Here is a 23,372-nt window from a genome sequence, read left to right as displayed (position 1 = left end):
CCTGCTTGCTTTAAGCTCATTGGCCGCCAGGTCGGGGCGCGAACTCGAGGTCGTGCGAGGTGTTCTCGGACATGCGCAGCGTGGCGCCCGATATCAGGTCGAAGGCGAAGATCTGCGAGGTGCCGGTACGAAGGCTGTTGAACACGACGCGCCGCCCGTCGCCGGACCACTGCGCGTTGAAATCCTCGTGCGGGTGACGGGTGAGATTGCGAACCTCGGATCCGTCGGCGTTCATCACGAAGATGTCCATGCGCGTCCTGCCCTCGTCGTCGCGCGAGCTCGAAAACAGCAACTGCTTGCCATCCGGCGACCAGCGCGGGTTCTCGTGCGAGGCCTCGACTCCCGCGGTGAGGTTGCGGCTCTCGCCCGTTGCAAGGTCTGTGACGAAGATGGCGATTGCACCGCGCATGTCTGCAACGTAGGCAACCTGGCTGCCATCGGGCGACAGAGAGGGCTGGCCCTTGGTCCGCTTCGAGGCATTCGCACTGACTTCGCGCAGGTTCGAGCCATCGCGCTCGACGACCCAGATCTCGCTCTTGCCGCTAGCGCCGATGCCGGGGAAGGCGATCCGTCTGCCGTCCGCGGACCACGCGGGCACGTCCGGCCCCTTGTCGAGCCCGTTACCGGCGATCGCAACGTGCTTGCCGGTTGCGAGTTCGACGATACGTAACGCGATCTGGTTGGACGCCTCACTTCGCGAGTAAAAGGCGATGGCGCTGCCATCAGGCGACCATGACGGGGTGGTCTCGATCGCGTCGTCGGACGTCAGCCGTCGGGCCTCGCCCCCCTGCGCATCCATCACGAACACCTTGTTGAGTCCTTCGCGATTCGAGGTGAACGCGATGTGCGCCCCGTCCGGCGACCAGCTCGGCTGCAGGTTGACGGACTCGCCAGCCGTCAGGGCGCGGTCATTACCCTTTCCGTCACTGAGGAAGATGTGCGCGTTGCCGTTGCGGATCGAAACGAGGGCTACCTCGGCGTCCGCAGCGGTCGCAGGCAGCGCATGGACGGCCACACTGTGCGCGAGAACGGTCATGCCAAGGGCCAGCACAATCTGAGCGGGCTTCATGGTTGAACCCTCAGCGCATGACGTTGAGCCGCGCGGTGGCGAGCGTCTGTCCGCCCGGATCGAGCACGGTCACACTGTGCTCGCCCTCCAGACTGGGGTTGAGTTCATATGAGAGCGTGCCATCGGGGGCAACCAGCACGTCGGATTGATGCGAGGCGGCACCCGCTTCCTGAACAAGGACGCGCACCACCGCTCCGGGTGGCAGATTGCCGCCCGAAAAGTTGGCTTTCGCACCGAGCGTGGCGACCGAAGGCCCGCTGAGCCAGACCGAGCCCTGGGCATGAGCAAACCCGGCGCCGCCACCGAGCACTACCGAAAACGCCGTCGCTGCGAGCGACATCCGCAAACTGAGTTCCTTCTTCATGATGCAAACCTCCCGAGGTCGATCTGACGAGAACGAAGCGCGGAACAAATTGTTACGCATCGTTTCAAGGAGCTCAGCATCAAGCGTGCCAAAAAGAAAACTCGTTGATTTATATATGCTTTCTTTTTATTCGCACTCAGTCGTGTAAAAAAGGCCGACACCCTCGGTCGGGTCGACGATGCCCGTCGTGACCCCGGGCAAGCGCGCCCCTCACTCCTCCATCGGCCTGAACACCCACTCCGCATAGCTCGCCGCGCTCGCCGCCACATCCCCCAACTCAGGCGGAAAACCATCGCGCCGGATCGGCGCCTGCGTCGACAGGCTATGCACCGCGAGGATCGCGTTGCCGTCGCGCTCGATGCCCCACTCCGCCTTGCCGGTCATCGGGTCGCGATAGACCTTGCGCAGATGGCGGCGCGGGGTCGGCCAGCGCTTGTCCTCGACGAGCTGGGCGAGCTCGGTGGGACGCGACGGCGTGCCGACCGGGGTCTCGCGCGCGTAGCTGGCGAGCGCGCGCGCGATCTCGACGCCGACGGCGATCAGCTCGGCTTCGCGCTCGCGCTGGGCGACCTGCTGCCAGACCACGCCGGTGCGGGCTGCAAACAAGCCCATGGCGGCGACGATGAACAGCACCAGCAGATAGGTGTAACCGCGCTGGCCGGACCGCAAGCCCATCGCGCTACCACTCGGCAAAGGGCCGACCGTCGCGGCCGCTGCCGCGCGCGCCGCTGCGCACGTCCCACACCCCGCTCTCGCCAGGGTCGGGCGGCGGCACGAGCTCCCAGGTCTCGGCCGATTCGGTGATCGGGTCCACCGGCAGCTTGCGCAGGTAGCGCTTCTCGACCAGCTCGGTGAGCGTGGCCGGGTACTTGCCGGTGTCGGCGCGGAATTTGTCGATCGCGTCGCGCATCACCTCCAGCGATTGCAGCAGCGCCCTCTCGCGCGCGACATCGACCTGGCCGAAGTAGCGCGGCGCGGCGATGCTGAGCAGGGTGGCGATGATTGCCATCACCACCAGCAGCTCGATCAGGGTGAAGCCGCGGCGCAGCGCTGGTAGAACGAAAGGTGTCATGCGCTCACCATTCCTTGTAGGGCACGCCGTTGAGGCCGGTGCGCTCGGACAGCGAATACACGTCGTACACGTCCGCGCCCTCGCGCGGCGCATCGGGCGGGCTGGCGTAGCTGCGCCGCCCCCAGGTGCGCTCGGGCTCCACACTGGCGTCGGTGTGCATCGGGTCGCGCGGCAGCCGGCGCAGGAAATAGATGCGCCGCCCCTCCTCGTCCTTCGCATCCGGCACGCCCTCGACCAGCACGCGCAGGCTGGGCGGGTAGCCCGAGGCATCGGCCTTCTGCTCGATGCGGCCTTCGTCGTAGGCGGCCTTGTAGGCGTCGAGCGCGCTGCGGATCTGGCGCAGGACGGTGCGCAGCTCGGACTCCTTGCTGCGCTGCGCGGCCAGTTCGGCCAGCGGCATCACGCCGGTGGCGAGCACGCCGATGATGGCCAGGGTGACCACCAGTTCGATGAGCGTGAAGCCGCGCAATGGGCGAGTCATTGGAGAGCGCGTCACCAGGGCCGCGTCATTGGGCCAGCAACTGCACCGCCGCCGCACCCGAGGCGGGAATCGGCACCTGACGCCCGCCGAGGTCGAAGATCAGGCCGTTGATGCGCACGTTGGCCGTGCCGGTGGCGCCTTCCTTGACCTTGAAGCCGATCGGCACCGCGGTAGGCAGATTGCCCGCGGGCAGCGCGGTGCTGGCCTGGCCACTCTCGGACGGCGCAAAGCCGACCGGCTCGAGGCGCTCGGCATCGTAGTCGAACTCGACCAGTACGCCGTTGTGTCCCCCCGTGCCGTCGAGCTTGAGCGACAAGGTCAGCGTGCCGCCAGCGACCGCGCTTTCGGGGGCGGCCAGATCGACCACGATGCTGCCTGGATCGACCTCGGCCTCACCGGAAGGCAGCAGGGGCGTAGCCGCCACACTCGCCGCCGCCGCGACACCGGGCTGGCCGGTGCCGCTCACCAGCAGACTTTCGGGCGCCATCGGCCCGATGCGCAGCGGCGGCGCGCCGACCAGGGCCTCGGTGCCGGCGGCGAGATCGTCGCGGGTGAAGGCGGGGGCGACAATGTTGCGCACGATGCGCGGGGTGATCAGCAGCACGATCTCGGTGCGCGCAGCCTGGTCGCGCTCGGACGAGAACAGACGGCCGACCACCGGCAGGTCGCCCAGTCCGGGCAGGCGCCGGTTGCTGCCGCGCTCTTCGTCGTTGATCAGGCCTGCCAGCACCTGCGTCTCGCCGTGCTTGAGGCGCAGCGTGGTCGCCGCGCTGCGGGTGCCGATCTGGTAGGCGAGCGAACCTTCCGGCCCGGGCACTTCGCGCACGATGTTGCTCACCTCGAGCGCGACCTTGATCGCGACCTCGTCGTCCAGCGTCACGCTCGGCACCACATCGAGCTTGAGACCGACGTCGAGGTAGCTGACCGAAGCCGCCACACCGACGTTGGCGGTGGACGTGGTGGTGAACACCGGCACCTTCTCGCCGATATGGACCTTGGCTTCGGCGCGGTTCTTGACCCGGATGCGCGGATTGGCGAGCAGCGTGGTGTCGCCATCCTCGGCACGCAGGCGCAGCACCGCCGCCGGGTTGGACACGAACGGCACCAGCCCGCCGGTGTTGTTGAGGTTGATCACGCCGTCCTGCAGGGGGCCGACGTTCTGCCCGTCGATTGCGCCCCAGCCGATCTCCTGCGGAAACTCGAGCCCGATCTGGCGCAGCTTGGTGCGGCTTACTTCCAGTACCTCGACCTCGAGCATCACCTCCGGCTCGGCGACGTCGAGCGAGGCGATCAGGCGCTCTGCGAGGCGCATGGCCTCGGGGGTGTCCTTGATGACCAGCAGGTTGAGCTTCTCGTCGATGAACACGTCGCGCGACTTCACCACCTGCTTGATCAGGTTGAGCGCCTGTTTCACGTCGGCGTTGGCGAGGTAGAAGCTGCGCGACACCAGCTCCTGATATTCGCGCTGCTTGGCGGGCGTGGCCGGGTAGATCAGCACCGAGTTGGCGTTGAGCAGCTTGCGGTCGATCTGCTGGGTGGCGGTGAGCAGCTTGATGACCTCTTCAACCGAGGTGTCGCGCACGAAGATGCTGACCAGGGCGTCGTCGCGCACGTCGCTGTCGAACACGAAGTTCAGGCCGGCCGCGCGCGACAGGGCCTCGAACACCACGCGCAGTGGGGCGTCACGGAACTGCAGGTTCACCTTCTTCGCCAGCGGCCCGGCGAGCGCGGCGACCGGCGGCTGCAACAGGCGGCGCTCGTCGAGCTCGCGCAGCAGACGGCGCGCGCGGGTGTTGGCGGGGGATTCGGCCAGCACCGAGCGCACCAGACGCTCGGCGTTGGCGCTGTCGCCCCGCATGTAGGCGGCCTCGGCTTCGTCCAGGCGCTGTAGCCGCCGGCGTTCGTCGACCAGCGTGTCGAGGCCGGTGCGCGCCCGCGCGTTGGCGGGCTCGATGCTGAGCACTTCACGATACAGGCGCTCGGCCTGCTCGAACTGCGCGAAGGCGCGTGCACGCTCGGCTTCGTTGAGCCAGCCGGTCGCGAGCGCGTCGCGCCGGGCGAGATAGCGGGCGCGCAGGTCGGCGTTGCGCGGCTCGGCGACGACGGCTTCGCCGAGTCGGCGCAGCTCGGCGATCGGGTCGGTCTCGACCGGCGGCGCGTCGTGCGGCATGCCTGTGAGCGGCGTGGCACAGCCGGCGAGCAGCCCGGCCGCGGCAAGCACCGCGACGCCGAGCGCATGACGCGCGTGCAGTTTGCTGGTTCGGTTCTTGTTCATCTTGTCAGTCCTGCCCGGTCTCGAGCACCTGCCGTTGCTGCATCGGCAGGTAGGTGAATTCGATCTGTGTCGGCGTCACGCGCTCGACACGGTAGTGCTCGCCGATGCGCTCGCGCACGCCCACCAGATGGAGCTGCTCGCCCTCCATCAGCATCACGGTGCGACGGCCGCCGCGCTCGATGCTGCCGATGAAGGTGAACGGCAAGGGCGGCGCGGTCGGCGTCATCACCGCCGGCGCGGCGCGCAGCTGCGCCTGCGCGGCGAGCGGCGGCTGCAGCAGGCTGGATGCGGCTGCCGGCCAGGGTTCCCGGATGATGGCGAGCTCGCCGGAGAACGCAGCGTCCGCCGCCGGCGCGCGCGCGCGCTGAACTGCCGCAGGTGCGAGCGGCGCGCGCGCGGCCGGCTCCACCACCCCGGCGAGGTCGCCTTCCACAGCACCGTCTTCTTCGACCTGCGCGGCCCACCAGGTGGCGGCCAGCGTCAGCGCCAACGCACCGATCAGCGTCCATTGCCGTGCGTTCATGCCGGCGTCCTCCGCACGAACACCAGCAGGCGCAGCTCGCCCTCGACGAAGCCGCCGCGCGCATCGCCGCGGCGCAGGGTCAGGGCCTCCAGGCCCACGTGCGGCGTGGTGGCGACGAGCTCGGAGAGCCAGCCGTAGAGCGCGCCGAACTCGGCCCGCACCGGCAGGCTCAGCACCACGCGCTGCAGGGGCGCACCGGTCTCTTCGGCCACACGGTAGTCGCTGCGATCGATGTCGACACCGTGCGTCTCGGCCTGCACCTGCAGCGCGGACAGCAACGCCGGCAACGCATCGCGCACCGGAAAGCCGTCGTAGAAGGCGCGCAACGTGTCGCGATCGACCCCGGTGCGCACCGACTGCGCCGCCTCACCGCCGCGCAGCACGCTGGCGCGCTCTGCGGCCAGGGCTGCGCGGCGAGCCTCGAAGGAGCCCGCCGCCTGCTGGTCGGTCGCCACCGCCAGCGCGAGCAGCAGGCCGCCCGCAGCCCCCGCCCAGCCGGCACCGCGCAGCGCGCGCCGCAGGGATTCACGAATGCGAAGCAGGGTCGTCATGGCGCCGGCCTCCACTGCGCGGTGAGCACGAAGCGCACCACCATCTGCGGGCCCTGCGTCACCCATTCGTGGCTGTCGATGCGCGCCTCGCGCAACATGCCGGCGCGCTGCAGCTGTTCCAGGTAAGCGAAGGCGGCTTCCACTGACTGCGCCTCGCCGACCACGCGCAGGCTGCCGCGCGTGGCGTCGCCCTGCAGTTCGAGCAGCGCGACTTCCCGGTGGCTTGCGCCGGCGAGGTCGGAGAAGAAAGCCGCCCAGTCGGCGTTGAGCGCACCGGCGACGCGCTCGGCCGGCGCGCGCTCTTCGGCGCTGACCGGCGCCGCACTGCGCACCGCTTGCTGCGGGCGCTCCTGACGCAGTTCGGTGCGCAGCCGGGCGACCAGCGCCTCGCGTTCGTCGAGTTCGCGCTCGGCCATCCACAGGTCGTAGCCCACGAAGCCCGCAGCGAGCAGGCCGATCGTGAGCAGCACCCAGCCGAGCGCGCCCGGGCGCCGCCGGCGCGCCGGGGCGAAGTCCAGATCGACTGCAGCGGGCGCATTGGGAAGCAGCTTCATCCGGCGCGTCGCTCCCTGGTGTTCATCCCGCCCTCCTTCGTCCCGACTTCCTTCATCCCGGCTTCCACCTGGCCGCGGCGCCAGCCCTCGGGCACGGCGCCGTCGTAGCCGGCAGCGTGGAGCACACCGCCGCGCATCCCGCCTGCCTGCGAGTAGGCTGACTGCATCTTGCCCGCCTGCACCGCACCTGCCAGCGCCGGCCGTGCGTCGGGATTCGCGACAGACGCATGGACGAGGTCGGCTTCCCGCCCCCAGGCCTCGAGCATCAGACGCAAGGCAGTGGCCCCGTCGTCACGCACCGGTTGGCTGCGCACGCCGCGCCATGCACCGCTGCGCCACAAGCCGACGGTCAACCGCCCGTCGTGCAGCACGGCGAGCGCCGCCGGCTCGCCGTCCGGCTCGCGAAAGCGCGCACGCAGCCGGTTGTAGGTGGCGATGAACCCCCCCTCGATGCCCGCCAGCGTGTAGCCGTGCCGGGCCGCGAAGCCTTGCACTGCCGCAATCACCGCGGCAGGCGCGGCGCAGCCGAGCGCAGGCAGGTCATGCGCGTCGCGGTCGGCCTGCACCACCCATTCGGGCGCGCCCACGCCATGCACCTCGCCGAAGCGGTGCGCCAGGAAGGCGGCGCGCTCCCCGGCGGTGCGCAGGCCCTGCGGCCAGTTCACCACCAGGTAGCGCAGCCAGGCGTCAGCGACCCGCACGCGCAAGGCCCGCCCGCGACCGGGCGCGGGGGGCTGCAGCGCGTCGAGCGCCGCGGCGGGCGCGCCGCCCTCGAGCGCACAGCGGCGCGTGCCGTCGGGGCCATCGAGCACCCAGGCGTCGCGTTCGAGCCGCAGCAGGGTTTCAGCCGTGGAGCGTGACACGGTTCAGTTCCTCCAGCGTGGTCTCGCCCGCGGCGACCATTTCGATCACCGCCGCGCGCAGGTTGCGGAAGCCGCGCCGCGATGCGGCCTCGCGCACGGCGCGCACCGGCGCGCGGGCGAGGATCAGCTCGCGCACCTCGTCGTCGAGCAGCAGCACCTCGGCCACCGCGCGCCGGCCACGGTAGCCCGAGCCGCGGCAGTGGCCGCAGCCGTGGCCGGCACGGAAGCGGAAGACAGACACGTCGCCGAGACCGGAATCCGCCACCAGCGCGGGGTCGGGCACCACGTCCTCGCTGCAGTGCGGGCAATTGATGCGCACCAGGCGCTGGGCGACCACACCGTTCAAGGCCGCGACCAGGTTGTAGGGGTCGATGCCCATGTGCATGAAGCGGCCGATGACGTCGAACACGTTGTTGGCGTGCACCGTCGTATAGACCAGGTGGCCGGTGAGCGCGGCCTGGATGGCGATCTCGGCGGTCTCGCCGTCGCGGATCTCGCCGACCATGATGCGGTCGGGGTCGTGGCGCAGGATGGAGCGCAGGCCGCGCGCGAAGGTCAGGCCCTTCTTCTCGTTCACCGGGATCTGCAGCACGCCGGCGAGCTGGTATTCCACCGGATCCTCGATGGTGATGACCTTGTCGGTGCCGCGGTTGGTCTCGCCCAGCACCGCGTACAGCGTGGTGGTCTTGCCGCTGCCGGTGGGGCCGGTGACGAGCAGCATGCCGTAGGGCTCGTTGGCCAGGCGCCGCAGCACGCGGCGCGACTCGGCATCGAAGCCGAGCACCTCGAGGCTCAGTCCGCTCATCTCGCGGCTCAGGTGCTCCTTGTCGAGCACGCGCAGCACCGCGTCCTCGCCGTGGATGCTGGGCATGATGGAGACCCGGAAGTCGATCTCGCGCCCGCCGGCCTGGGCCTTGAAGCGGCCGTCCTGCGGCACGCGGCGCTCGGCGATGTCGAGCTCGGCCATCACCTTCAGGCGCGAGATCGCCTGCTCGGCCAGGTCCGCCGCCGACACCGTGCCGACGCGCGACAGCACGCCGTCGATGCGGTACTTGATGACCAGGCCGCCGGGCTGCGATTCGAGGTGGATGTCGCTCGCGCCCTGCTTGAGCGCGTCGTAGAGCGTGGAGTTGACCAGCTTGACCACCGGACTGGCGCCCGCGGTGATGCGCTGCAGCGAAAGGTCCTCGACCTCGCCGCCACCGCCGGTACCCTGGCGCTCCTCGTCGAGGCCGGCGGCGCGCCGCACCTGGTCCTCGTGGCGGGCGAGACAGGCGGAGAGGTCGTCGCGGTCGGCGATCGCCAGCTCGAAGGGCTCGATCAGGCGCGCGGCCAGACCGTCGAGGAGGTCGTTGTCGAAGGGGTTGGCGAGCACCAGCACCAGGCCGCCGGCCTCGTCGCGCAGGGCCACGCAGTCGTGGCGCACCGCGGTCTCGAAGCCGACCGCGGCGAAGTCGGGGGCGCGCGCCATCAGCGTGGCATGGCCGAGCACCGGCAGGCCGCAGGTGGCGGCGATGCGGGCGAGGCGCTCGGCGGCATCGGGCACGTGCTCGGCCAGGGCGTCGAGCACGCGGCTGCCGGCGGTGCGCGCGGCGGCGAGCTCTTCGGTCGAGAACGGACGCGCCTGAGGCCGACGCGACGCCACCAAGGCGACATCCTGTGGGGCGAGCGAAGGCTCGTGACCGATATCGGGCGCGGCGCTCATCCGATGCTCTCCGCAAGCTGGAAGATGGGCAGGTACATCAGCACCACGATCAGGCCGATCGCACCGCCGATCACCAGCATCAGCACCGGACCGAACAGGCGGGTGAGCCATTCGATCTCGCGCGCGGTGTCTTCTTCGTGGAATTCCGCCGACCGGGTGAGCATCTCGCCGAGATTGCCGGCACGCTCGCCCACCGCCAGCATGCGCTGCGCAACCGGCGTCGCCAGCCCACAGGCGGCGAGCGTGGCGGTGAAGGGCTGGCCCTCGCGTACGCGCTCGATCGCCAGCTGCAGGCTGGCGCGCAGCGTCGGCGACAGCAGACCCGACACCATGCGCAGCGCGCCCACCGCGGGGATGCCCCCCGAGAGCAGCATGCCGAGCGTGCGGTAAAAGCGCGCGAGCTCGAAGGCGCGCAGGCGCTCGCCGATGCCTGGCGTGCGCCAGGCCTGGCGGCCCACGGCGGCCCACACCGCCTCGCTGCGCGCGGCCAGCACCAGCGCGGCGATCACCGCGAGCAGCACGCCGCCCATCGCCAGCGCATGGGCCTCGACCAACTGCCCCCAGTCGAGCAGCAGCTGCGACAGCCACGGCAGGTCGTTGCCGACGTCCTCGTAGATATGCGAGAAGCGCGGCACCACGTAACCGAGCAGGAACATCACCACCAGGCCGCCGACGCCGACCAGCAGCGCGGGATAGATGGCGGCGCTGACCAGCTTGCCACGCAGGGTGTCGACCTGCTGCTGATAGGCGACGTAGCGCTCGAGCGCACGCTCGAGGTCGCTGGTGCGCTCGGCGGCGCGGATCATGGCGACGTAGAGATCGGGGAAGGCCTGCGGCGCGCGCTCCAGCGCACGCGACAAGGGCTGGCCCTCGCGCAGCGCGGCGACGATGTCGGACAGCACGCTGCGCACCGGCGCGCGCGTTTCCTTCTCGGACAGCGCCGTGACCGCCTCGGCGAGCGGAATGCCCGCACGCAGCAGGGCGAGCAGTTCCTGGTTGAACAGCAGCAACGGAAAGCGCGCCCGCCGCCCGCCCCGGCCCGCACGCGCGAGCGACAGCACGACCAGCCCGCGCCCGGCCGCGAGCGTGCGCGCCTCGGCCTCCGAAGGCGCGTCGAGTTCGGTCTCGACGACTCGCGCGTCGGCACCGACTGCTTTCACGCGGTAGCGCATGTGCGGCTCATCTCACCAGTTGGTGATGTCGGCGTTGGTGGCGTCCCCGCCAGGCTGACCGTCAGCGCCATAGGAAAAGATGTCGTATTCGCCATGCTCGCCAGGGTGGCGGTAGCGATATGCGTTGCCCCACGGATCGACCGGCACGGCCTTGCGCAGATAGGGCCCCTGCCAGCGCGACTCGCCCGCAGGCGCAGTCATCAGCGCCTGCAGACCCTGCTCCGTGGACGGATAACGACCGACGTCGAGGCGGTACTGGTCAAGACTCTTTTCAAAGGCGTCGATCTGCGCCTTTGCGGTGTTCACCTCGGACTTGCCGATCTGGGAGAAGAAGCGTGGGCCGACATAGCCGGCAAGCAGACCGATGATCACCATCACCACCAGCAGTTCGAGCAGGGTAAAACCACGTTGCTTCATTTTTCTGTTCTTCCTGACGGGGCCGCGGGCCGGCACCCGCCGCAAAGGGGTGCAGAGGAACGACCGGGGCCTCAAGACCTTTGAAGTCTGCCACAGGCTTTATGAATGTTTCGATCTCGAGACAGTCGTTTTTCGGTCACCCTGCGGAAATATTCGCATCAACGCTTCAGTCGAGCACCATTGCAAGCGCGATCGGCAGGAATACCACCGCTGCAACGTTGCCGATCAGCACCATCGAGGCCACCTTGTCGGGCTCCTGGTTGTAGCGCTCGGCGAACATGAAGTTGAGCACTGCCGGCGGCAGGGCGCCGAACACGAGCACCAGCGCCTGCTCGCGCGGCGGCAAATCGATGAGCTGCAACACGATCCACGACAATGCGAGTCCGACCAGCGGACGTGCCACCGCGCCGAAAACCCCGACGCCGACCGCGCTGATGCGCGAGTCGGCCAGGCGTACGCCGAGGCCGAACAGCATCAGCGGGATGGAGATCTCGCCGAGCATGCGGATCGCGGTGAGGAGCGGCGGCCACACCTCGAACTGGGTCAGGCTCACCGACAGGCCGAGCATGGTTGCCATCACCGAGGGCACGCGCCAGAGCATGTGGAAACGGACCCGATGGTCGAGCAGCCAGGCACCGAAGGAGAAGTGGATCAGGTTCGACACCATGAACATCACCACCATCGGCGCCAGCGCAAGTTCACCGAAGGCGAGCACCGCCAGCGGCAGGCCGAGATTGCCGCAGTTATTGAACATCATCGGCGGCACCAGCGTCCTGGTCTGCATCCCGGTCGCCCGCGCCAGGCCCCAGGCCGCCAAGCCGGAGCCCACCACCATGAACGTCGACGCGACGATCAGCGGCAGGAAAGCCGCGACGTCGAAAGCCTTGTTGGCCAGCGCCGCGAACACCAGCGCCGGCACGAACACATCCATGTTGAGCTTGTTGGCCTGCGCGAGGTCCGGCTTGAGGCGCTGGCCGACGAGGAAGCCCAGAGCGGTGATGAAGAACAGCGGGAAAAGGATTTCAACGATGCGGATCAGCATGGGGACTGCTCGAAACCGGCGTGTGCAGGGCGCGCGCCCAAGGCCGGGGGCCAATGGCGTTCGCGGGCGAGCCCGCTCCCACGGCGGACCGGATCAGGATCAATCGAGTCTGACCCCGTCGATCCTCATGCACGGGCGCGCGGGGCGCCGCCGGCGGTGGGAGCGGGTTCGCCCGCGAACAGGACTGAGAAAGGATCAAAGCACGTAGCGCGCCAGATCCTCGCGCTGCGCCAGCATGTCGAGGCGGACGTCGACATAGGCCGCATCGACCACCACGGTCTGCGTCGCACTGCTGCAACCGGCCGAGAAGGAGACCTCCTCCAGCAGCTTCTCCATGACCGTGTACAGGCGACGGGCGCCGATGTTCTCGGTCTTCTCGTTGACCTGAAAGGCGATCTCGGCGAGGCGGCGGATGCCCTCGTCGGTGAACTCCACCGTCACCCCATCGGTCGCAAGCAGCGCCGCGTACTGGCGCGTCAGGCAGGCGTCGGTGCTGGTCAGGATGCGGGCGAAATCCTCCACCGACAGCGACTCGAGCTCGACCCGGATCGGGAAGCGTCCCTGCAGTTCGGGGATCAGGTCGCTCGGCTTGGACAGGTGGAAGGCGCCGCTGGCGATGAACAGGATGTGATCGGTCTTGATCATGCCGTACTTGGTCGAGATCGTCGTACCTTCGACCAGCGGCAGCAGGTCGCGCTGTACCCCCTGGCGGGACACGTCGGCGCCCTGCACGTCGCTGCGCGCGGCGATCTTGTCGACCTCGTCGAGGAACACGATGCCGTTCTGCTCGACCGAGCGCACGGCCTCGAGCTTCACTTCCTCGTCGTTGATCAGGCGCGCGGCCTCTTCGTCGGCGAGCAGCTTGAGCGCTTCGCGGATCTGCAGCTTGCGCTGCTTCTTCTTGCCGCCGCCGAGGTTCTGGAACATGCCCTGGATCTGCTGGGTGAGCTCCTCCATGCCGGGCGGGGCGAAGATCTCGGCGCTCATCGAGGGCGTGGACACTTCGATCTCGATCTCCTTGTCGTCGAGTTCGCCCTCGCGCAGCCTCTTGCGGAATTTCTGCCGGGTGGCGGAGTCCTGCGCCGGCTCGGGCTCGGCGTTGAAGCCGACCGGACGCGCCGGCGGCAGCAGGGCGTCGAGCACGCGGTCCTCGGCGGCGTCGAGCGCGCGGTCGCGCACCGACTTCATCGCGCGCTCGCGACCGTCCTTGATCGCGATCTCCATCAGGTCGCGGATGATCGTATCCACATCGCGACCGACGTAGCCCACCTCGGTGAACTTGGTCGCCTCGATCTTGATGAAGGGCGCATTGGCCAGGCGCGCCAGGCGGCGCGCGATCTCGGTCTTGCCGACGCCGGTGGGGCCGATCATGAGGATGTTCTTGGGGGTGATCTCGCTACGCAGCGGCTCCTCGACCTGGGCGCGCCGCCAGCGGTTGCGCAGCGCGATGGCGACGGCCTTCTTGGCCTTGTCCTGGCCGACGATGTGCTTGTCGAGTTCGGAGACGATCTCCGGCGGGGTCATCTGGGTCATGCGTTCGCTCTCAATCCAGCACTTCGATGGTGTGGTGGTGATTGGTGTAGATGCACAGGTCGCCGGCGATGGAAAGCGCCTTGGAGACGACGTCCTTGGGATCGAATTCGGTGTTCTCGATCAGCGCACGCGCCGCGGCCTGCGCGTAGGCGCCGCCGCTGCCGATGGCGACGATGCCCTGTTCGGGCTCGAGCACGTCGCCGTTGCCGGTGATCACCAGCGAGTGCTCGCGGTCGGCCACTGCGAGCATGGCTTCGAGCCGGCGCAGCATGCGATCGGTGCGCCAGTCCTTGGCAAGCTCGACCGCGCTGCGCAGCAGGTTGCCCTGGTGCTTGTCGAGCTTGGCCTCGAAGCGCTCGAAAAGCGTAAAGGCGTCGGCGGTGCCGCCGGCAAAACCAGCGAGGATCTGGCCGCCGTAGAGCGTGCGCACCTTGCGCGCCGAGGCCTTGATGACGATGTTGCCCAGGGTGACCTGGCCGTCCCCGCCGAGGGCGACGCGGTTGCCGCGCCGCACCGACAGGATGGTGGTGCCGCGATATTGTTCCATTGACGTTCTCCGCCCGCGGCCGTGCCGGGGGCTGGTGCGTTGTTCAGGGACGCAGGGTGACATGGGCGACCTGATCCACGCTCATGACGCGCAGCAGGCCCGCCACCATGGCGTTTACGTTGACGAGGCCGATGAGTTTACCCTGAGCCTGCATCGTGACGAGAATGTTGAACAGCGTGCCGGCGCAGACGAAATCGATCCGGCGCAGGCGCGCGCAGTCGATCCTGATCTGCCTGCGCTCGGACGCGAAGGCGGCGAGGCGCTTCAGGGTCTCGTTGCCCGCGCCCGTCAGCTCGCCCTCGAACACGAAGTCGTCCGGGTCCAGCTGGGCGACCGGCGTCGCGTCTGCAGGAGCTATCGTCCCCGGCGCAACTCCGCCGCGACGCTCCCACGATGGCGGCGACTCCTCGAAGGTCACCGCATAGGCGACGGCAAGATCCTCGAAATGAGGCTGATCGCCTGCATACTGCAGCAGTTCGAGCAGCATCAGCCAGGTATCGCGCTCCTCGGCCCGCCCCGCCACCACGCGTTTGCCGAGCACATCGGCGAGCGACTGCACATTGAGCAGCGTCACCCCGAGCCGTTCCGCCGCCAGCTCGGCGAGCAGCCGGCGCCAGACGCCGCAGCCGGCGTCATCCACCCCGCGCACCTTGCTCACATCGATGCGCACGCCTCCGTTGCGCCGGGCAATGGCGGCGATCTGCTCAAACTGCTTCTCGGCCGCAGCCGACAACTGCCCGTTGAGATTGACCAGCGGTGCTTGGAAGACCTTCGCCTTGCCTGCATTGGGGGACAGATCCGCCCACGACGGCGGCGAACGCTCGAAGCGCGTGGCGTAGTCGAGCACCCTCGAATCGAAACGCTGCCGATGACCGCCGAGCCGATACAGATCGAGCAGCATCAACCAGGCACCTTCCCCAACCGCGCCGCCCTCGCTCGGCACAGCCGCCTCGAGCAGGGCAAGCGCCTCGTCGTCGTTGCCATTGGCGTACAGCACCGCGGCCTCCTCGAAGGTCGCCCCGATGCCGCTTCCACACTCCTGGACCTCGACCAGCCCGGCCGCGTGCGCCAACCCCCTGCCGTGATCCGAAGCACTGAAATCCAACCCCGACAACTCCGTCGGCGGCGGATTCTCGGCCCCGGCCACACGCCCCTCCGGCGCCGGCGCAGGCCGAGGCGAGGCAGGTTTCTTGCCGAAGAAAGGGAGCGCCACGTTCGTATTCCTGCGTATCCAGAGCGCCGCACAAGGGCCCGGCATCCGGGTCCGGCGGCGCCACCGATAAGAACAACATTTCGAGAAAACTGCTTTTGCAACAAGCGCTAAGCTCCGACAGCCAAAGCGCTCATCACCATTTGCAACAGACGTGCACCGCGCCTGAATGCTCAGCTAGAATGCTGCGATGCAACCGAGAATCGAACGCGACGATGCCCGCGCATCCGACACGCAGGCATCGTCGCAACTGTTCACCCTGCCGGTCCGAGTCTATTACGAAGATACCGACGCGGGGGGGGTGGTCTATTACGCAAACTATCTCAAATTCTGCGAGCGCGCGCGCGCGGAGTGGCTGCGCACGCTCGGCGTCAGCCAGCAGGCGCTCATCGACGAGCAAGGACTGGCCTTCGTCGTGCGCTCGGTGCAGGCCGATTATCTCGCCTCGGCGCGCCTGGACGACGCCCTCGAGGTCGTGACTCGCATTGCCATGCTGCGCCGCGCGAGCATCCTGTTCGAGCAGCAGGTCATGCGCGGACCAGAACTTCTCTTCAATACGCGGGTCCTGCTTGCCAGCATCGACCTGCACCGGCAAAAACCCGTCGCCATCCCGGCTTCCCTGCACGACCTTCTCGAAAGCAAAGCATGACCGTCACCCACGACCTCTCCATCATCAGCCTGATCTCCCAGGCGAGCATTCTCGTCCAGCTCGTCATGGCGCTGCTGGCCACCCTGTCGCTCGTCTCGTGGTACTGGATCTTCCGCAAGTCCTTCCGGATTCGCCAGGCGCGCACCGAAACCGACAAGTTCGAACGCGACTTCTGGAGTGGCGGCGACCTCAACACGCTCTATGAATCCGCCAGCCGCCACCAGTCCGACGGCATGGAGCGCATTTTCGAGGCCGGATACCGCGAATTCACCAAGCTGCGCGCGAAGGGCCACGACCACGGCGCCACGCTCGACGGCGCCCGGCGCGCGATGCGCGCCACCCACCAGCGCGAGATCGACGACCTCGAGGCCCACCTCGCCTTCCTGGCCTCGGTGGGCTCGGTTTCACCCTACATCGGCCTGCTCGGCACCGTGTGGGGGATCATGAACTCCTTCCGCGGGCTGTCCAGCGTCGGCTCGGCTACCCTCGCCCAGGTCGCGCCCGGCATCGCCGAAGCCCTGGTCGCCACCGCGATCGGCCTGTTTGCAGCGATTCCGGCGGTCGTCGCATACAACCGCTTCGCGCACGACATCGACCGTCTGGGCATCCGCTTCGAGAGCTTCATGGAAGAGTTCTCCAACATCCTCCAGCGCAACCTGCGCTGACCGGGCGGAGAACGAGCAATGCGCCAACGCCGCCTAATGAACCAGATCAACGTCGTGCCCTACATCGACGTGATGCTGGTCCTGCTGGTGATCTTCATGGTCACTGCACCGATGATCCAGCAGGGCACGATCAACATCCCGTCCGCCGGCGCAGGCACGCCCCCGCCGCAATCCGAGGCGATCTTCATCGAGGTGAAGGCTGACGGCGCGCTCGCGTTGCGCCCGAGCAACAGCGGCAATTCCCGGGCGATCCGCAAGGATCAGCTCGGAATCACCCTGCAGGACGCCTTGGCCAAGAACCCGGAGCAAGCATTCCTGGTCGCCGCCGACAGCAAGCTGGACTATCAGAAGGTCATTGACGTGCTCGAAGTCGCACGCAGTGCCGGGGTACGCAAGATCAGCCTCGTCACCCAGAGTGCGACGACCCAGAAATGAGGGAACGCGCAGCACCGCCCCGGCGCGAGGCGCCCGGCAAGTGGCAGTCCCTGGGCCTGGCGATCGCCGTGCACCTGGGGCTTTTCCTGTTCCTGTTCTTCGGTGTGCGCTGGCAGAGCCCGCCACCGGCGGCGCTCGAGGTCGGCCTGGCGTCGATGCCGGCGCGCAGCGCGCCCGCAGTCGCGCGCCCGCAGCCGACGCCCGAACCCAAGCCGGAACCCAAGCCGGAACCCAAGCCCGAACCGAAGCCCGAACCCAAGCCCGAACCGAAGCCCGAGCCCAAGCCGGAGCCACCCAAGCCGACGCCCGCGCCTGTGCCGAAACCCGAGATCGCGACCAAGCCTCCCGAGAAGAAGCCGGAGCCACCGAAGCCCGCACCGAAACCTGAGCCCAAGCCCGAACCCAAGCCCCAGCCGAAACCTGAACCGAAACCGGAACCCAAGCCTCAGCCCAAACCCGAGCCGAAGCCCGAACCGAAGCCGCCGCCCAAACCCGAGCCGAAGCCCGCGCCGGATCCGACCGCGCAGCGCCTGGAGCAGGAACTCCAGCGTGCTGAGCAGGCACGCCTGGCCAGCCTGATGCAGCAGGAGGGCGCGCGTGCGGCCGCCCAGGGCGCCGCCAGCCAGGGCGCACCGGGCGGTGACATCGACAAGTACCGCGCGGCGATCGCCGCCAAGGTGCGCGGCAACCTGCTGCGTCCACCGGGTCTGGCCGGCAACCCGGAGGCGATCTTCGAAGTGGATCAGTTGCCCAGCGGCGAGGTGCTGAACGTACGGCTGAAACGCTCGTCCGGCATACCTGCGCTCGACGAGGCAATCGAACGCGCAATCCGGCGTTCGAGCCCGCTGCCCCTGCCGGAGAACCGCAGCCAGTTCCAGCGCACGCTGGAGCTTAAATTCCGTCCGCTGGCGGACGATTGAGTCCGTCATGTCTATAATCCGCGGCTGGAGAAAACCCCGCATGATCAAAACACTGCAAGTCTTCCGCCTCTTCCTCGCCGGCCTGCTCGCCAGCCTCGCGCTGGGCGCACACGCCCAGTTGTCGATCGAGATCACCGGCACAGGCGCCTCGCGCTTCCCGGTCATCATCCCGATCTTCGAGAACGAGGGCCGCCTGCCGCAGAGCGTGACCGACGTCGTCCGCGCCGATCTCGAGCGCAGCGGCGTGTTCACGCTGATCGACACCGGCCCGCTGCCGATGCCCGAATCGGTCATGCCCGACCTCGCCGCGGTACGCGGCCGCGGCGCCGATGCCGTGCTCACCGGCAGCCTGATCCCGATGGCGGATGGCCGCTACGAGGCGCGCTTCCGACTCTTCGATGCCCAGAAGCAGCAGGAACTCGGCGCCATGGCGCTGCCGATGAGCCCGGCGCAGAACCGCCTCGTCGGCCACCGCATCGCCGACTTCGTATATGAAAAGCTCACCGGTCTGCCCGGCTATTTCGCCACCCGCATCGCCTACGTGGTCAAGTCCGGCACCAACTTCGAGCTCCAGGTCGCGGACGCCGACGGCATGAATGCCGCCACCGCGCTGCGCTCGCGTGAGCCAATCATCTCGCCGGCATGGTCCCCGGACGGCCAGCGCCTGGCCTATGTGTCCTTCGAGCAGAAGAAGCCGATCGTTTATGTGCACACGCTCGCCACCGGGCAGCGTCGGGTCGTCGCCAACTTCAAGGGCTCGAACTCCGCCCCCGCATGGTCGCCCGACGGCAGCCAGATCGCGGTGGTGCTGACCAAGGACGGCCAGTCGCAACTCTACGTGGTGAGCGCTGACGGCTCGGGCGTGCGCCGCCTGGCGCAGTCCGCCGGCATCGATACCGAGCCGTTCTGGGGTGCAGACGGCCACATCTACTTCACCTCCGATCGCGGCGGCAGTCCGCAGATCTACCGCATTCCTGCAAGTGGCGGTGGCGCCCAGCGAGTGAGCTTCGACGGCAACTACAACGTGTCGCCGCGCCTGTCTTTCGACGGCAAGCTGCTCGCTTTCATCACCCGCAATGCCGGCCGCTTCCAGGTGGCCGTGCAAGACCTCGCCACGCGGCAGACCACCATCCTCACCGATTCGGCACGCGACGAATCGCCCAGCTTCGCCCCCAACGGCCGCATGATCCTCTACGCCACCGATAGCGGTGGCCGCGGCGTGCTGTCGGCGGTGTCGACGGACGGGAGCATCCGCCAGCGGCTGACGGTGCAGGCCGCCGACGTCCGCGAACCCGCCTGGGGTCCGCAGATCCGGTAATCAAAGAAGCGGCACATAAGCCGTGCATTCCTCTCTGCTGTCTTAAACACAAGTATTGGAGCAACACCCATGAAGAAACTCATCCTCCCGGCCCTGCTGGCCCTGACCCTTGCCGCATGCTCGAGCACCGGCCCCGAAACCGCCGGCGCATCGGTCGAGGATCGCGGCGCCGGCGTGGCCACCGTGACCGCCGGCAGCGCCAGCGGCAGCGGCATCGCGGCCCTGACCGATCCGAACAACATCCTCTCGAAGCGCAGCGTGTTCTTCGACTTCGACAGCTACGTCATCAAGCAGGAAGCCCGTCCGCTGGTCGAAGCCCACGCCCGCTTCCTGGTCCAGAATCCGCAGATGCGCATGCTGATCCAGGGCAACACCGATGAGCGCGGCAGCCGCGAGTACAACCTGGCGCTGGGCCAGAAGCGTGCCGACGTCGTCAAGCAGGCTCTGATGCTGCTGGGCGCCCAGGAAGCGCAGGTCGAGTCCGTCAGCCTGGGCGAGGAGAAGCCGCGCTGTGAAGACCGCACCGAGGCCTGCTACGGCGAGAACCGTCGTGGCGACATGCTCTACTCCGGCGAGTTCTGAGAGAGTCACGCCATGAAACGCCTTCTGCCGCTCGCAGCATTGCTTGCCCTCGTCCCGGTCGCGCCGGCGCACGCCCAGTTGTTCGGGGGTGATACCGAGGCTCGCAACCAGATCATCCAGCTCCGGCAGGATGTTCAGGGCCAGATCGAGACCACCAGCCGCGGCCAGCTCGAGCTCGCCATGCAGAACGAACAACAGCGTGCCGAGGTGGCGCGCCTGCGTGGCCAGATCGAACTGCTGATGAACGAGGTGGAAACGCTCAAGCAGCGGCAGAAGGATTTCTACGTCGATCTGGACGCACGTCTGCGCCAGATCGAAACCGGCGGCACCGCCGCAGCCCCGGCGAGCGGGACTGCGGCGCCAGCGCCTGCCGGCGATGCGGCGGCCGAATCGGCCGACTATGAAGCCGCACTGAACCTGCTCAAGAGCGGCAAGCAGCAAGAGGCGCTCGCCGCCTTCGACAGCTACACCAGGCGCTATCCGTCCGGCAACTTCACCGCCGGCGCCCACTTCTGGGCCGGCAATGCGGCGTTGCAGTCGAAGGACGTCGCCAGCGCGAACCGCCACTTCAAGACCGTGCTCGACAAGTGGCCCAGCGACAACGTTGCGCCCGACGCCATGCTCGGCCTGGCCAACAGCCAGCAGGCCCTCGGCGACGCCACCGCCTCGCGCAACACGCTGAAGTCGCTGACCGAACGCTATCCGCAAAGCAACGCCGCCCAGGTCGCGCGCCAGCGTCTGGGCACACGCTGAGTCCATGGCGGTCATGGACACGGGGACGGCAGCCGCCGTCCGCCTTCGCATCACCGAAATATTTGCCTCCGTACAGGGCGAATCGAGCCGGGTGGGCCTGCCCACGGTCTTCGTCCGCCTCACCGGCTGCCCCCTGCGCTGCACCTGGTGCGACACCGCCTACGCCTTCACCGGTGGCAGCTCGCGCGCGCTCGACGACATCCTCGCCGAAGTCGCCCGCCATGGCCTGCGCCACGTGTGCGTGACCGGCGGCGAGCCGCTCGCCCAGAAGGGCTGCCTGGCGCTACTCAGCGCCCTGTGCGACGCCGGCCACGAGGTGTCGCTGGAGACCAGCGGCGCCCTCGACATCAGCGAAGTGGACGCGCGCGTCTCCCGCGTCATGGATCTGAAGGCCCCCGGCTCCGGGGAAGTGGCAAAGAACCGCTACGAGAACATGGCGCTGCTGCGCGCCCATGACGAAGTGAAGATCGTGCTCGCCGACGCCGCCGATTACGACTGGGCGCGCGCGCAGATCACCACCCATGCGCTCGACCGGCGCTGCAGCGTGCTGCTGTCGCCGGTTGCCGGTGCGCTCGACCCCGCCGAGTTGGCAGAGTGGGTCGTGCGCGACCGCCTGCCGGTGCGCTTCCAGCTCCAGTTGCACAAGATTCTGTGGAACGACGCCCGCGGGCGCTAGTCGACCGCCCGCGGCGGTGAGCACGCCGTGTCGCGTGCCTTTGCGCCGGACGCGCCCCTTATGGAAATTGCCGACATGAACAACCCGCCCCGTGCCGTCGTCCTGCTCTCCGGCGGCCTCGACTCCGCAACCTGCCTCGCCATCGCCCGCGACCTGGGCTTCGAAACCTACGCGTTGTCGGTGGCCTACGGCCAGCGTCACGCCGCCGAGCTCGACGCGTCACGACGCGTCGCCGCCGCGCTGGGCGCCAGCGAACATCGCACCGCCAGCGTCAACCTCGGCCAGTTCGGCGGCTCGGCCCTCACCGACCCGGGCATTGCCGTGCCGATGAACGAGGACAAGGGCGGCATTCCGGTCACCTACGTGCCGGCGCGCAACACCGTGATGCTGTCGATCGCGCTGGCGTGGGCCGAAGTCCTCGGCGCCAACGACATCTTCGTCGGCGTCAATGCGGTGGATTACTCCGGCTATCCCGACTGCCGGCCCGCCTTCATCGAGGCCTTCGAGCACATGGCCAACCTCGCCACCAAGGCTGGCGTCGAAGGCGCCCGGCTGCGCATCCACGCCCCGCTGATCGACCTCTCCAAAGCCGACATCATCCGCCGCGGCGTGGCACTGGGCGTGGACTACGGCATCACCGTCACCTGTTACCAGGCCGACGACGAGGGTCGCGCCTGCGGCGGCTGCGAAGCCTGCCGCCTGCGTGCAGCCGGCTTCCAGGCCGCGGGCATCCCCGATCCCACCCTCTACCGACCGCGCACTGCCTGACGGCAACTGCAGTCTTTCCTTTAAACTCCCGGCTCCTGCCGCTTTCCGGTCTGCATCATGGAAGAAACCCTGGTCTCCGCCTCGACCATCGTCTGGCTCGCGTTCGCCATCGGCGTCGTGTTCGGCTTCGTTGCCCACCGCACCAACTTCTGCACCATGGGCGCGGTATCCGACATCGTGAACATGGGCGACTGGAACCGCATGCGGATGTGGGCGCTCGCCATCGCGGTCGCCATCCTCGGCACCGGCGCCCTGCAATGGCTGGGGCTGTTCGACGCGTCCAAGACGCTCTACACCGGCAGCCGGCTGACCTGGCTGGGACACCTCCTCGGCGGCGCGTGCTTCGGCATCGGCATGACCCTGGCCTCGGGCTGCGGCAGCAAGACCCTGATCCGGATCGGCGGTGGCAACCTGAAGTCGATCGTGGTCTTCGTGTTCCTGGCGATCGGCGCCTACATGACGATCCGCGGGCTGTTCGGCGTGTGGCGGGTCAGCTTCATCGAGCCGTTCTCCGCCGATCTGCCCCACGGTCAGGACATCCCCGCCTTCCTCGCCGCCGCCGGCCTCGAGCCCGCCACCGCTCTGCTGCTCGCCACCGCGGTGATCGGCGGCGGCCTGCTGCTGTGGTCGCTCGCCAGCCGCGAAGCCTGGCGCGTGGACGTGCTGCTGGGCGGCATCGTGGTCGGCGCCACCGTCGTTGCCGGATGGTACGTCTCCGGGCACATCGGCTACGTCGTCGAGCATCCCGAGACCCTCGAGGAAGCCTTCATCGCCACCAACAGCGGCCGCGCGGAATCCCTGACCTTCGTTGCCCCGGTCGCGTACACGCTCGAACTGCTGCTGCTGTGGAGCGACAAGAGCCGCATCGTCACCTTCGGCATCGCCAGCGCGTTGGGCGTCATCGTCGGCGCGGCTATCCATGCGCTGCTCAGCCGTGGTTTTCGCATCGAAAGCTTCCGCGACACCGGCGACCTCGTCCGCCACATGCTCGGCGGCCTGCTGATGGGTTTCGGCGGCGTCACCGCGCTCGGCTGCACCATCGGCCAGGGCGTCACCGGGCTGTCGACGCTGGCCGTCGGTTCGATCCTGACCACCGCCGCGATCATCGCCGGCTCTGCAATCACGATGAAGATCCAGTACTGGCTGCTGATGCGCGAAGCCTGACGACACGACGCTTGTTGCCCACTTGACGCAAGCTGCGAGGAGCATCTATAATTCAGCCTCGTTT

Annotated in this window: 27 protein-coding genes; 10 read left to right on the top strand and 17 right to left on the bottom strand. The window is 68.3% G+C overall.

Going from position 1 to position 23,372, the window contains the following annotated elements; translation table 11 throughout:
* Nucleotides 1-16: 16 nt before the first annotated feature.
* From RBT54_RS00865 to RBT54_RS00785, 17 genes are all read right to left on the bottom strand, one after another.
* Nucleotides 17-1,069, bottom strand: coding sequence for a hypothetical protein (locus RBT54_RS00865; RefSeq protein WP_320363149.1), 1,053 nt, complete (start codon nucleotides 1,067-1,069; stop codon nucleotides 17-19).
* 10 nt (nucleotides 1,070-1,079) lie between these two features.
* Nucleotides 1,080-1,433, bottom strand: coding sequence for a hypothetical protein (locus RBT54_RS00860; RefSeq protein WP_320363147.1), 354 nt, complete (start codon nucleotides 1,431-1,433; stop codon nucleotides 1,080-1,082).
* 210 nt (nucleotides 1,434-1,643) lie between these two features.
* Nucleotides 1,644-2,108, bottom strand: coding sequence for a type II secretion system protein (locus tag RBT54_RS00855; RefSeq protein WP_320363145.1), 465 nt, complete (start codon nucleotides 2,106-2,108; stop codon nucleotides 1,644-1,646).
* A gap of 4 nt (nucleotides 2,109-2,112) precedes the next feature.
* Nucleotides 2,113-2,505 (bottom strand): prepilin-type N-terminal cleavage/methylation domain-containing protein, encoded by a 393-nt coding sequence (locus tag RBT54_RS00850; RefSeq protein ID WP_320363143.1) that lies wholly within the window; start codon nucleotides 2,503-2,505, stop codon nucleotides 2,113-2,115.
* A gap of 4 nt (nucleotides 2,506-2,509) precedes the next feature.
* The gene (locus RBT54_RS00845) at nucleotides 2,510-2,986 is read right to left on the bottom strand and encodes a type II secretion system protein (protein WP_320363141.1); all 477 of its coding nucleotides are present in this window, start codon (nucleotides 2,984-2,986) and stop codon (nucleotides 2,510-2,512) included.
* Between the two features lie 25 nt (nucleotides 2,987-3,011).
* Nucleotides 3,012-5,261, bottom strand: a complete 2,250-nt coding sequence (locus RBT54_RS00840; RefSeq protein WP_320363139.1) for a secretin N-terminal domain-containing protein — start codon at nucleotides 5,259-5,261, stop codon at nucleotides 3,012-3,014.
* 4 nt (nucleotides 5,262-5,265) lie between these two features.
* Nucleotides 5,266-5,784: a hypothetical protein gene (locus RBT54_RS00835; RefSeq protein ID WP_320363137.1), complete on the bottom strand. Its 519-nt coding sequence runs from the start codon at nucleotides 5,782-5,784 to the stop codon at nucleotides 5,266-5,268.
* Nucleotides 5,781-6,335, bottom strand: a complete 555-nt coding sequence (locus tag RBT54_RS00830) for a hypothetical protein (protein ID WP_320363135.1) — start codon at nucleotides 6,333-6,335, stop codon at nucleotides 5,781-5,783. Before RBT54_RS00830 ends, RBT54_RS00835 begins: the two co-directional genes overlap by 4 nt.
* Nucleotides 6,332-6,889 carry a PilN domain-containing protein gene (locus RBT54_RS00825; protein ID WP_320363133.1) on the bottom strand — a complete coding sequence of 186 codons (558 nt, stop codon included), beginning with the start codon at nucleotides 6,887-6,889 and terminating at the stop codon, nucleotides 6,332-6,334. The genes RBT54_RS00830 and RBT54_RS00825 overlap by 4 nt, the downstream gene beginning before the upstream one ends.
* On the bottom strand, nucleotides 6,886-7,752 hold the full coding sequence (locus RBT54_RS00820) for a hypothetical protein (protein ID WP_320363131.1): 867 nt from the start codon (nucleotides 7,750-7,752) through the stop codon (nucleotides 6,886-6,888). The genes RBT54_RS00825 and RBT54_RS00820 overlap by 4 nt, the downstream gene beginning before the upstream one ends.
* Nucleotides 7,733-9,457 carry a GspE/PulE family protein gene (locus RBT54_RS00815; protein ID WP_320363129.1) on the bottom strand — a complete coding sequence of 575 codons (1,725 nt, stop codon included), beginning with the start codon at nucleotides 9,455-9,457 and terminating at the stop codon, nucleotides 7,733-7,735. Before RBT54_RS00815 ends, RBT54_RS00820 begins: the two co-directional genes overlap by 20 nt.
* Entirely contained in the window at nucleotides 9,454-10,629 is a 1,176-nt protein-coding gene (locus tag RBT54_RS00810; protein WP_320363127.1) for a type II secretion system F family protein, read from the bottom strand. Before RBT54_RS00810 ends, RBT54_RS00815 begins: the two co-directional genes overlap by 4 nt.
* Nucleotides 10,630-10,641: 12 nt before the next feature.
* Nucleotides 10,642-11,046, bottom strand: coding sequence for a type II secretion system major pseudopilin GspG (gene gspG / locus RBT54_RS00805; RefSeq protein ID WP_320363125.1), 405 nt, complete (start codon nucleotides 11,044-11,046; stop codon nucleotides 10,642-10,644).
* Nucleotides 11,047-11,212: 166 nt separating this feature from the next.
* Nucleotides 11,213-12,088 (bottom strand): AEC family transporter, encoded by an 876-nt coding sequence (locus RBT54_RS00800; protein WP_320363123.1) that lies wholly within the window; start codon nucleotides 12,086-12,088, stop codon nucleotides 11,213-11,215.
* 195 nt (nucleotides 12,089-12,283) lie between these two features.
* Nucleotides 12,284-13,621, bottom strand: a complete 1,338-nt coding sequence (gene hslU, locus RBT54_RS00795; RefSeq protein ID WP_320363121.1) for an ATP-dependent protease ATPase subunit HslU — start codon at nucleotides 13,619-13,621, stop codon at nucleotides 12,284-12,286.
* Nucleotides 13,622-13,631: 10 nt separating this feature from the next.
* Entirely contained in the window at nucleotides 13,632-14,168 is a 537-nt protein-coding gene (gene hslV / locus RBT54_RS00790) for an ATP-dependent protease subunit HslV (RefSeq protein ID WP_320363119.1), read from the bottom strand.
* Between the two features lie 43 nt (nucleotides 14,169-14,211).
* Complete coding sequence (locus RBT54_RS00785) at nucleotides 14,212-15,381, bottom strand: STAS domain-containing protein (protein WP_320363117.1); 1,170 nt, start codon at nucleotides 15,379-15,381, stop codon at nucleotides 14,212-14,214.
* Nucleotides 15,382-15,568: 187 nt separating this feature from the next.
* On the opposite strand from RBT54_RS00785, the gene ybgC reads away from it, so the two are divergent.
* The 10 genes from ybgC (at nucleotide 15,569) to RBT54_RS00735 (ending at nucleotide 23,308) form a co-directional block, all read left to right on the top strand.
* Nucleotides 15,569-16,027 (top strand): tol-pal system-associated acyl-CoA thioesterase, encoded by a 459-nt coding sequence (gene ybgC, locus RBT54_RS00780; protein ID WP_320363115.1) that lies wholly within the window; start codon nucleotides 15,569-15,571, stop codon nucleotides 16,025-16,027.
* On the top strand, nucleotides 16,024-16,692 hold the full coding sequence (tolQ, locus tag RBT54_RS00775) for a protein TolQ (RefSeq protein WP_320363113.1): 669 nt from the start codon (nucleotides 16,024-16,026) through the stop codon (nucleotides 16,690-16,692). Before ybgC ends, tolQ begins: the two co-directional genes overlap by 4 nt.
* Before the next feature lie 18 nt (nucleotides 16,693-16,710).
* On the top strand, nucleotides 16,711-17,127 hold the full coding sequence (gene tolR / locus RBT54_RS00770; protein WP_320363111.1) for a protein TolR: 417 nt from the start codon (nucleotides 16,711-16,713) through the stop codon (nucleotides 17,125-17,127).
* Nucleotides 17,124-18,047 carry an energy transducer TonB gene (locus RBT54_RS00765; RefSeq protein ID WP_320363110.1) on the top strand — a complete coding sequence of 308 codons (924 nt, stop codon included), beginning with the start codon at nucleotides 17,124-17,126 and terminating at the stop codon, nucleotides 18,045-18,047. Before tolR ends, RBT54_RS00765 begins: the two co-directional genes overlap by 4 nt.
* 40 nt (nucleotides 18,048-18,087) lie before the next feature.
* Entirely contained in the window at nucleotides 18,088-19,365 is a 1,278-nt protein-coding gene (tolB, locus tag RBT54_RS00760; RefSeq protein WP_320363108.1) for a Tol-Pal system beta propeller repeat protein TolB, read from the top strand.
* Nucleotides 19,366-19,434: 69 nt separating this feature from the next.
* The gene (gene pal / locus RBT54_RS00755) at nucleotides 19,435-19,947 is read left to right on the top strand and encodes a peptidoglycan-associated lipoprotein Pal (RefSeq protein ID WP_320363106.1); all 513 of its coding nucleotides are present in this window, start codon (nucleotides 19,435-19,437) and stop codon (nucleotides 19,945-19,947) included.
* 12 nt (nucleotides 19,948-19,959) lie between these two features.
* Complete coding sequence (gene ybgF / locus RBT54_RS00750; RefSeq protein ID WP_320363104.1) at nucleotides 19,960-20,700, top strand: tol-pal system protein YbgF; 741 nt, start codon at nucleotides 19,960-19,962, stop codon at nucleotides 20,698-20,700.
* Between the two features lie 4 nt (nucleotides 20,701-20,704).
* Nucleotides 20,705-21,376: a 7-carboxy-7-deazaguanine synthase QueE gene (queE, locus tag RBT54_RS00745; protein WP_320363102.1), complete on the top strand. Its 672-nt coding sequence runs from the start codon at nucleotides 20,705-20,707 to the stop codon at nucleotides 21,374-21,376.
* A 75-nt stretch (nucleotides 21,377-21,451) separates the two neighbouring features.
* Nucleotides 21,452-22,144, top strand: a complete 693-nt coding sequence (gene queC, locus RBT54_RS00740; RefSeq protein ID WP_320363100.1) for a 7-cyano-7-deazaguanine synthase QueC — start codon at nucleotides 21,452-21,454, stop codon at nucleotides 22,142-22,144.
* Between the two features lie 57 nt (nucleotides 22,145-22,201).
* Nucleotides 22,202-23,308, top strand: coding sequence for a YeeE/YedE family protein (locus RBT54_RS00735; protein WP_320363098.1), 1,107 nt, complete (start codon nucleotides 22,202-22,204; stop codon nucleotides 23,306-23,308).
* Nucleotides 23,309-23,372 lie beyond the last annotated feature (64 nt).

The organism is Thauera sp., assembly GCF_034003485.1.
In the GTDB taxonomy this organism is placed as follows: domain Bacteria; phylum Pseudomonadota; class Gammaproteobacteria; order Burkholderiales; family Rhodocyclaceae; genus Thauera.
Note: the sequence above shows the minus strand (reverse complement) of the source record. Positions and strands in the feature narration are given on the sequence as shown.

Bases quoted from the DNA above. Each gene is read 5' to 3' on its own strand.
- RBT54_RS00865 (WP_320363149.1), bottom strand. From the start codon at position 1,069: ATGAAGCCCGCTCAGATTGTGCTGGCCCTTGGCATGACCGTTCTCGCG.
- RBT54_RS00860 (WP_320363147.1), bottom strand. From the start codon at position 1,433: ATGAAGAAGGAACTCAGTTTGCGGATGTCGCTCGCAGCGACGGCGTTT.
- RBT54_RS00855 (WP_320363145.1), bottom strand. From the start codon at position 2,108: ATGGGCTTGCGGTCCGGCCAGCGCGGTTACACCTATCTGCTGGTGCTG.
- RBT54_RS00850 (WP_320363143.1), bottom strand. From the start codon at position 2,505: ATGACACCTTTCGTTCTACCAGCGCTGCGCCGCGGCTTCACCCTGATC.
- RBT54_RS00845 (WP_320363141.1), bottom strand. From the start codon at position 2,986: ATGACTCGCCCATTGCGCGGCTTCACGCTCATCGAACTGGTGGTCACC.
- RBT54_RS00840 (WP_320363139.1), bottom strand. From the start codon at position 5,261: ATGAACAAGAACCGAACCAGCAAACTGCACGCGCGTCATGCGCTCGGC.
- RBT54_RS00835 (WP_320363137.1), bottom strand. From the start codon at position 5,784: ATGAACGCACGGCAATGGACGCTGATCGGTGCGTTGGCGCTGACGCTG.
- RBT54_RS00830 (WP_320363135.1), bottom strand. From the start codon at position 6,335: ATGACGACCCTGCTTCGCATTCGTGAATCCCTGCGGCGCGCGCTGCGC.
- RBT54_RS00825 (WP_320363133.1), bottom strand. From the start codon at position 6,889: ATGAAGCTGCTTCCCAATGCGCCCGCTGCAGTCGATCTGGACTTCGCC.
- RBT54_RS00815 (WP_320363129.1), bottom strand. From the start codon at position 9,457: ATGAGCGCCGCGCCCGATATCGGTCACGAGCCTTCGCTCGCCCCACAG.
- RBT54_RS00810 (WP_320363127.1), bottom strand. From the start codon at position 10,629: ATGCGCTACCGCGTGAAAGCAGTCGGTGCCGACGCGCGAGTCGTCGAG.
- gspG (WP_320363125.1), bottom strand. From the start codon at position 11,046: ATGAAGCAACGTGGTTTTACCCTGCTCGAACTGCTGGTGGTGATGGTG.
- RBT54_RS00800 (WP_320363123.1), bottom strand. From the start codon at position 12,088: ATGCTGATCCGCATCGTTGAAATCCTTTTCCCGCTGTTCTTCATCACC.
- hslU (WP_320363121.1), bottom strand. From the start codon at position 13,621: ATGACCCAGATGACCCCGCCGGAGATCGTCTCCGAACTCGACAAGCAC.
- hslV (WP_320363119.1), bottom strand. From the start codon at position 14,168: ATGGAACAATATCGCGGCACCACCATCCTGTCGGTGCGGCGCGGCAAC.
- ybgC (WP_320363115.1), top strand. From the start codon at position 15,569: ATGCAACCGAGAATCGAACGCGACGATGCCCGCGCATCCGACACGCAG.
- tolQ (WP_320363113.1), top strand. From the start codon at position 16,024: ATGACCGTCACCCACGACCTCTCCATCATCAGCCTGATCTCCCAGGCG.
- tolR (WP_320363111.1), top strand. From the start codon at position 16,711: ATGCGCCAACGCCGCCTAATGAACCAGATCAACGTCGTGCCCTACATC.
- RBT54_RS00765 (WP_320363110.1), top strand. From the start codon at position 17,124: ATGAGGGAACGCGCAGCACCGCCCCGGCGCGAGGCGCCCGGCAAGTGG.
- tolB (WP_320363108.1), top strand. From the start codon at position 18,088: ATGATCAAAACACTGCAAGTCTTCCGCCTCTTCCTCGCCGGCCTGCTC.
- pal (WP_320363106.1), top strand. From the start codon at position 19,435: ATGAAGAAACTCATCCTCCCGGCCCTGCTGGCCCTGACCCTTGCCGCA.
- ybgF (WP_320363104.1), top strand. From the start codon at position 19,960: ATGAAACGCCTTCTGCCGCTCGCAGCATTGCTTGCCCTCGTCCCGGTC.
- queE (WP_320363102.1), top strand. From the start codon at position 20,705: ATGGCGGTCATGGACACGGGGACGGCAGCCGCCGTCCGCCTTCGCATC.
- queC (WP_320363100.1), top strand. From the start codon at position 21,452: ATGAACAACCCGCCCCGTGCCGTCGTCCTGCTCTCCGGCGGCCTCGAC.
- RBT54_RS00735 (WP_320363098.1), top strand. From the start codon at position 22,202: ATGGAAGAAACCCTGGTCTCCGCCTCGACCATCGTCTGGCTCGCGTTC.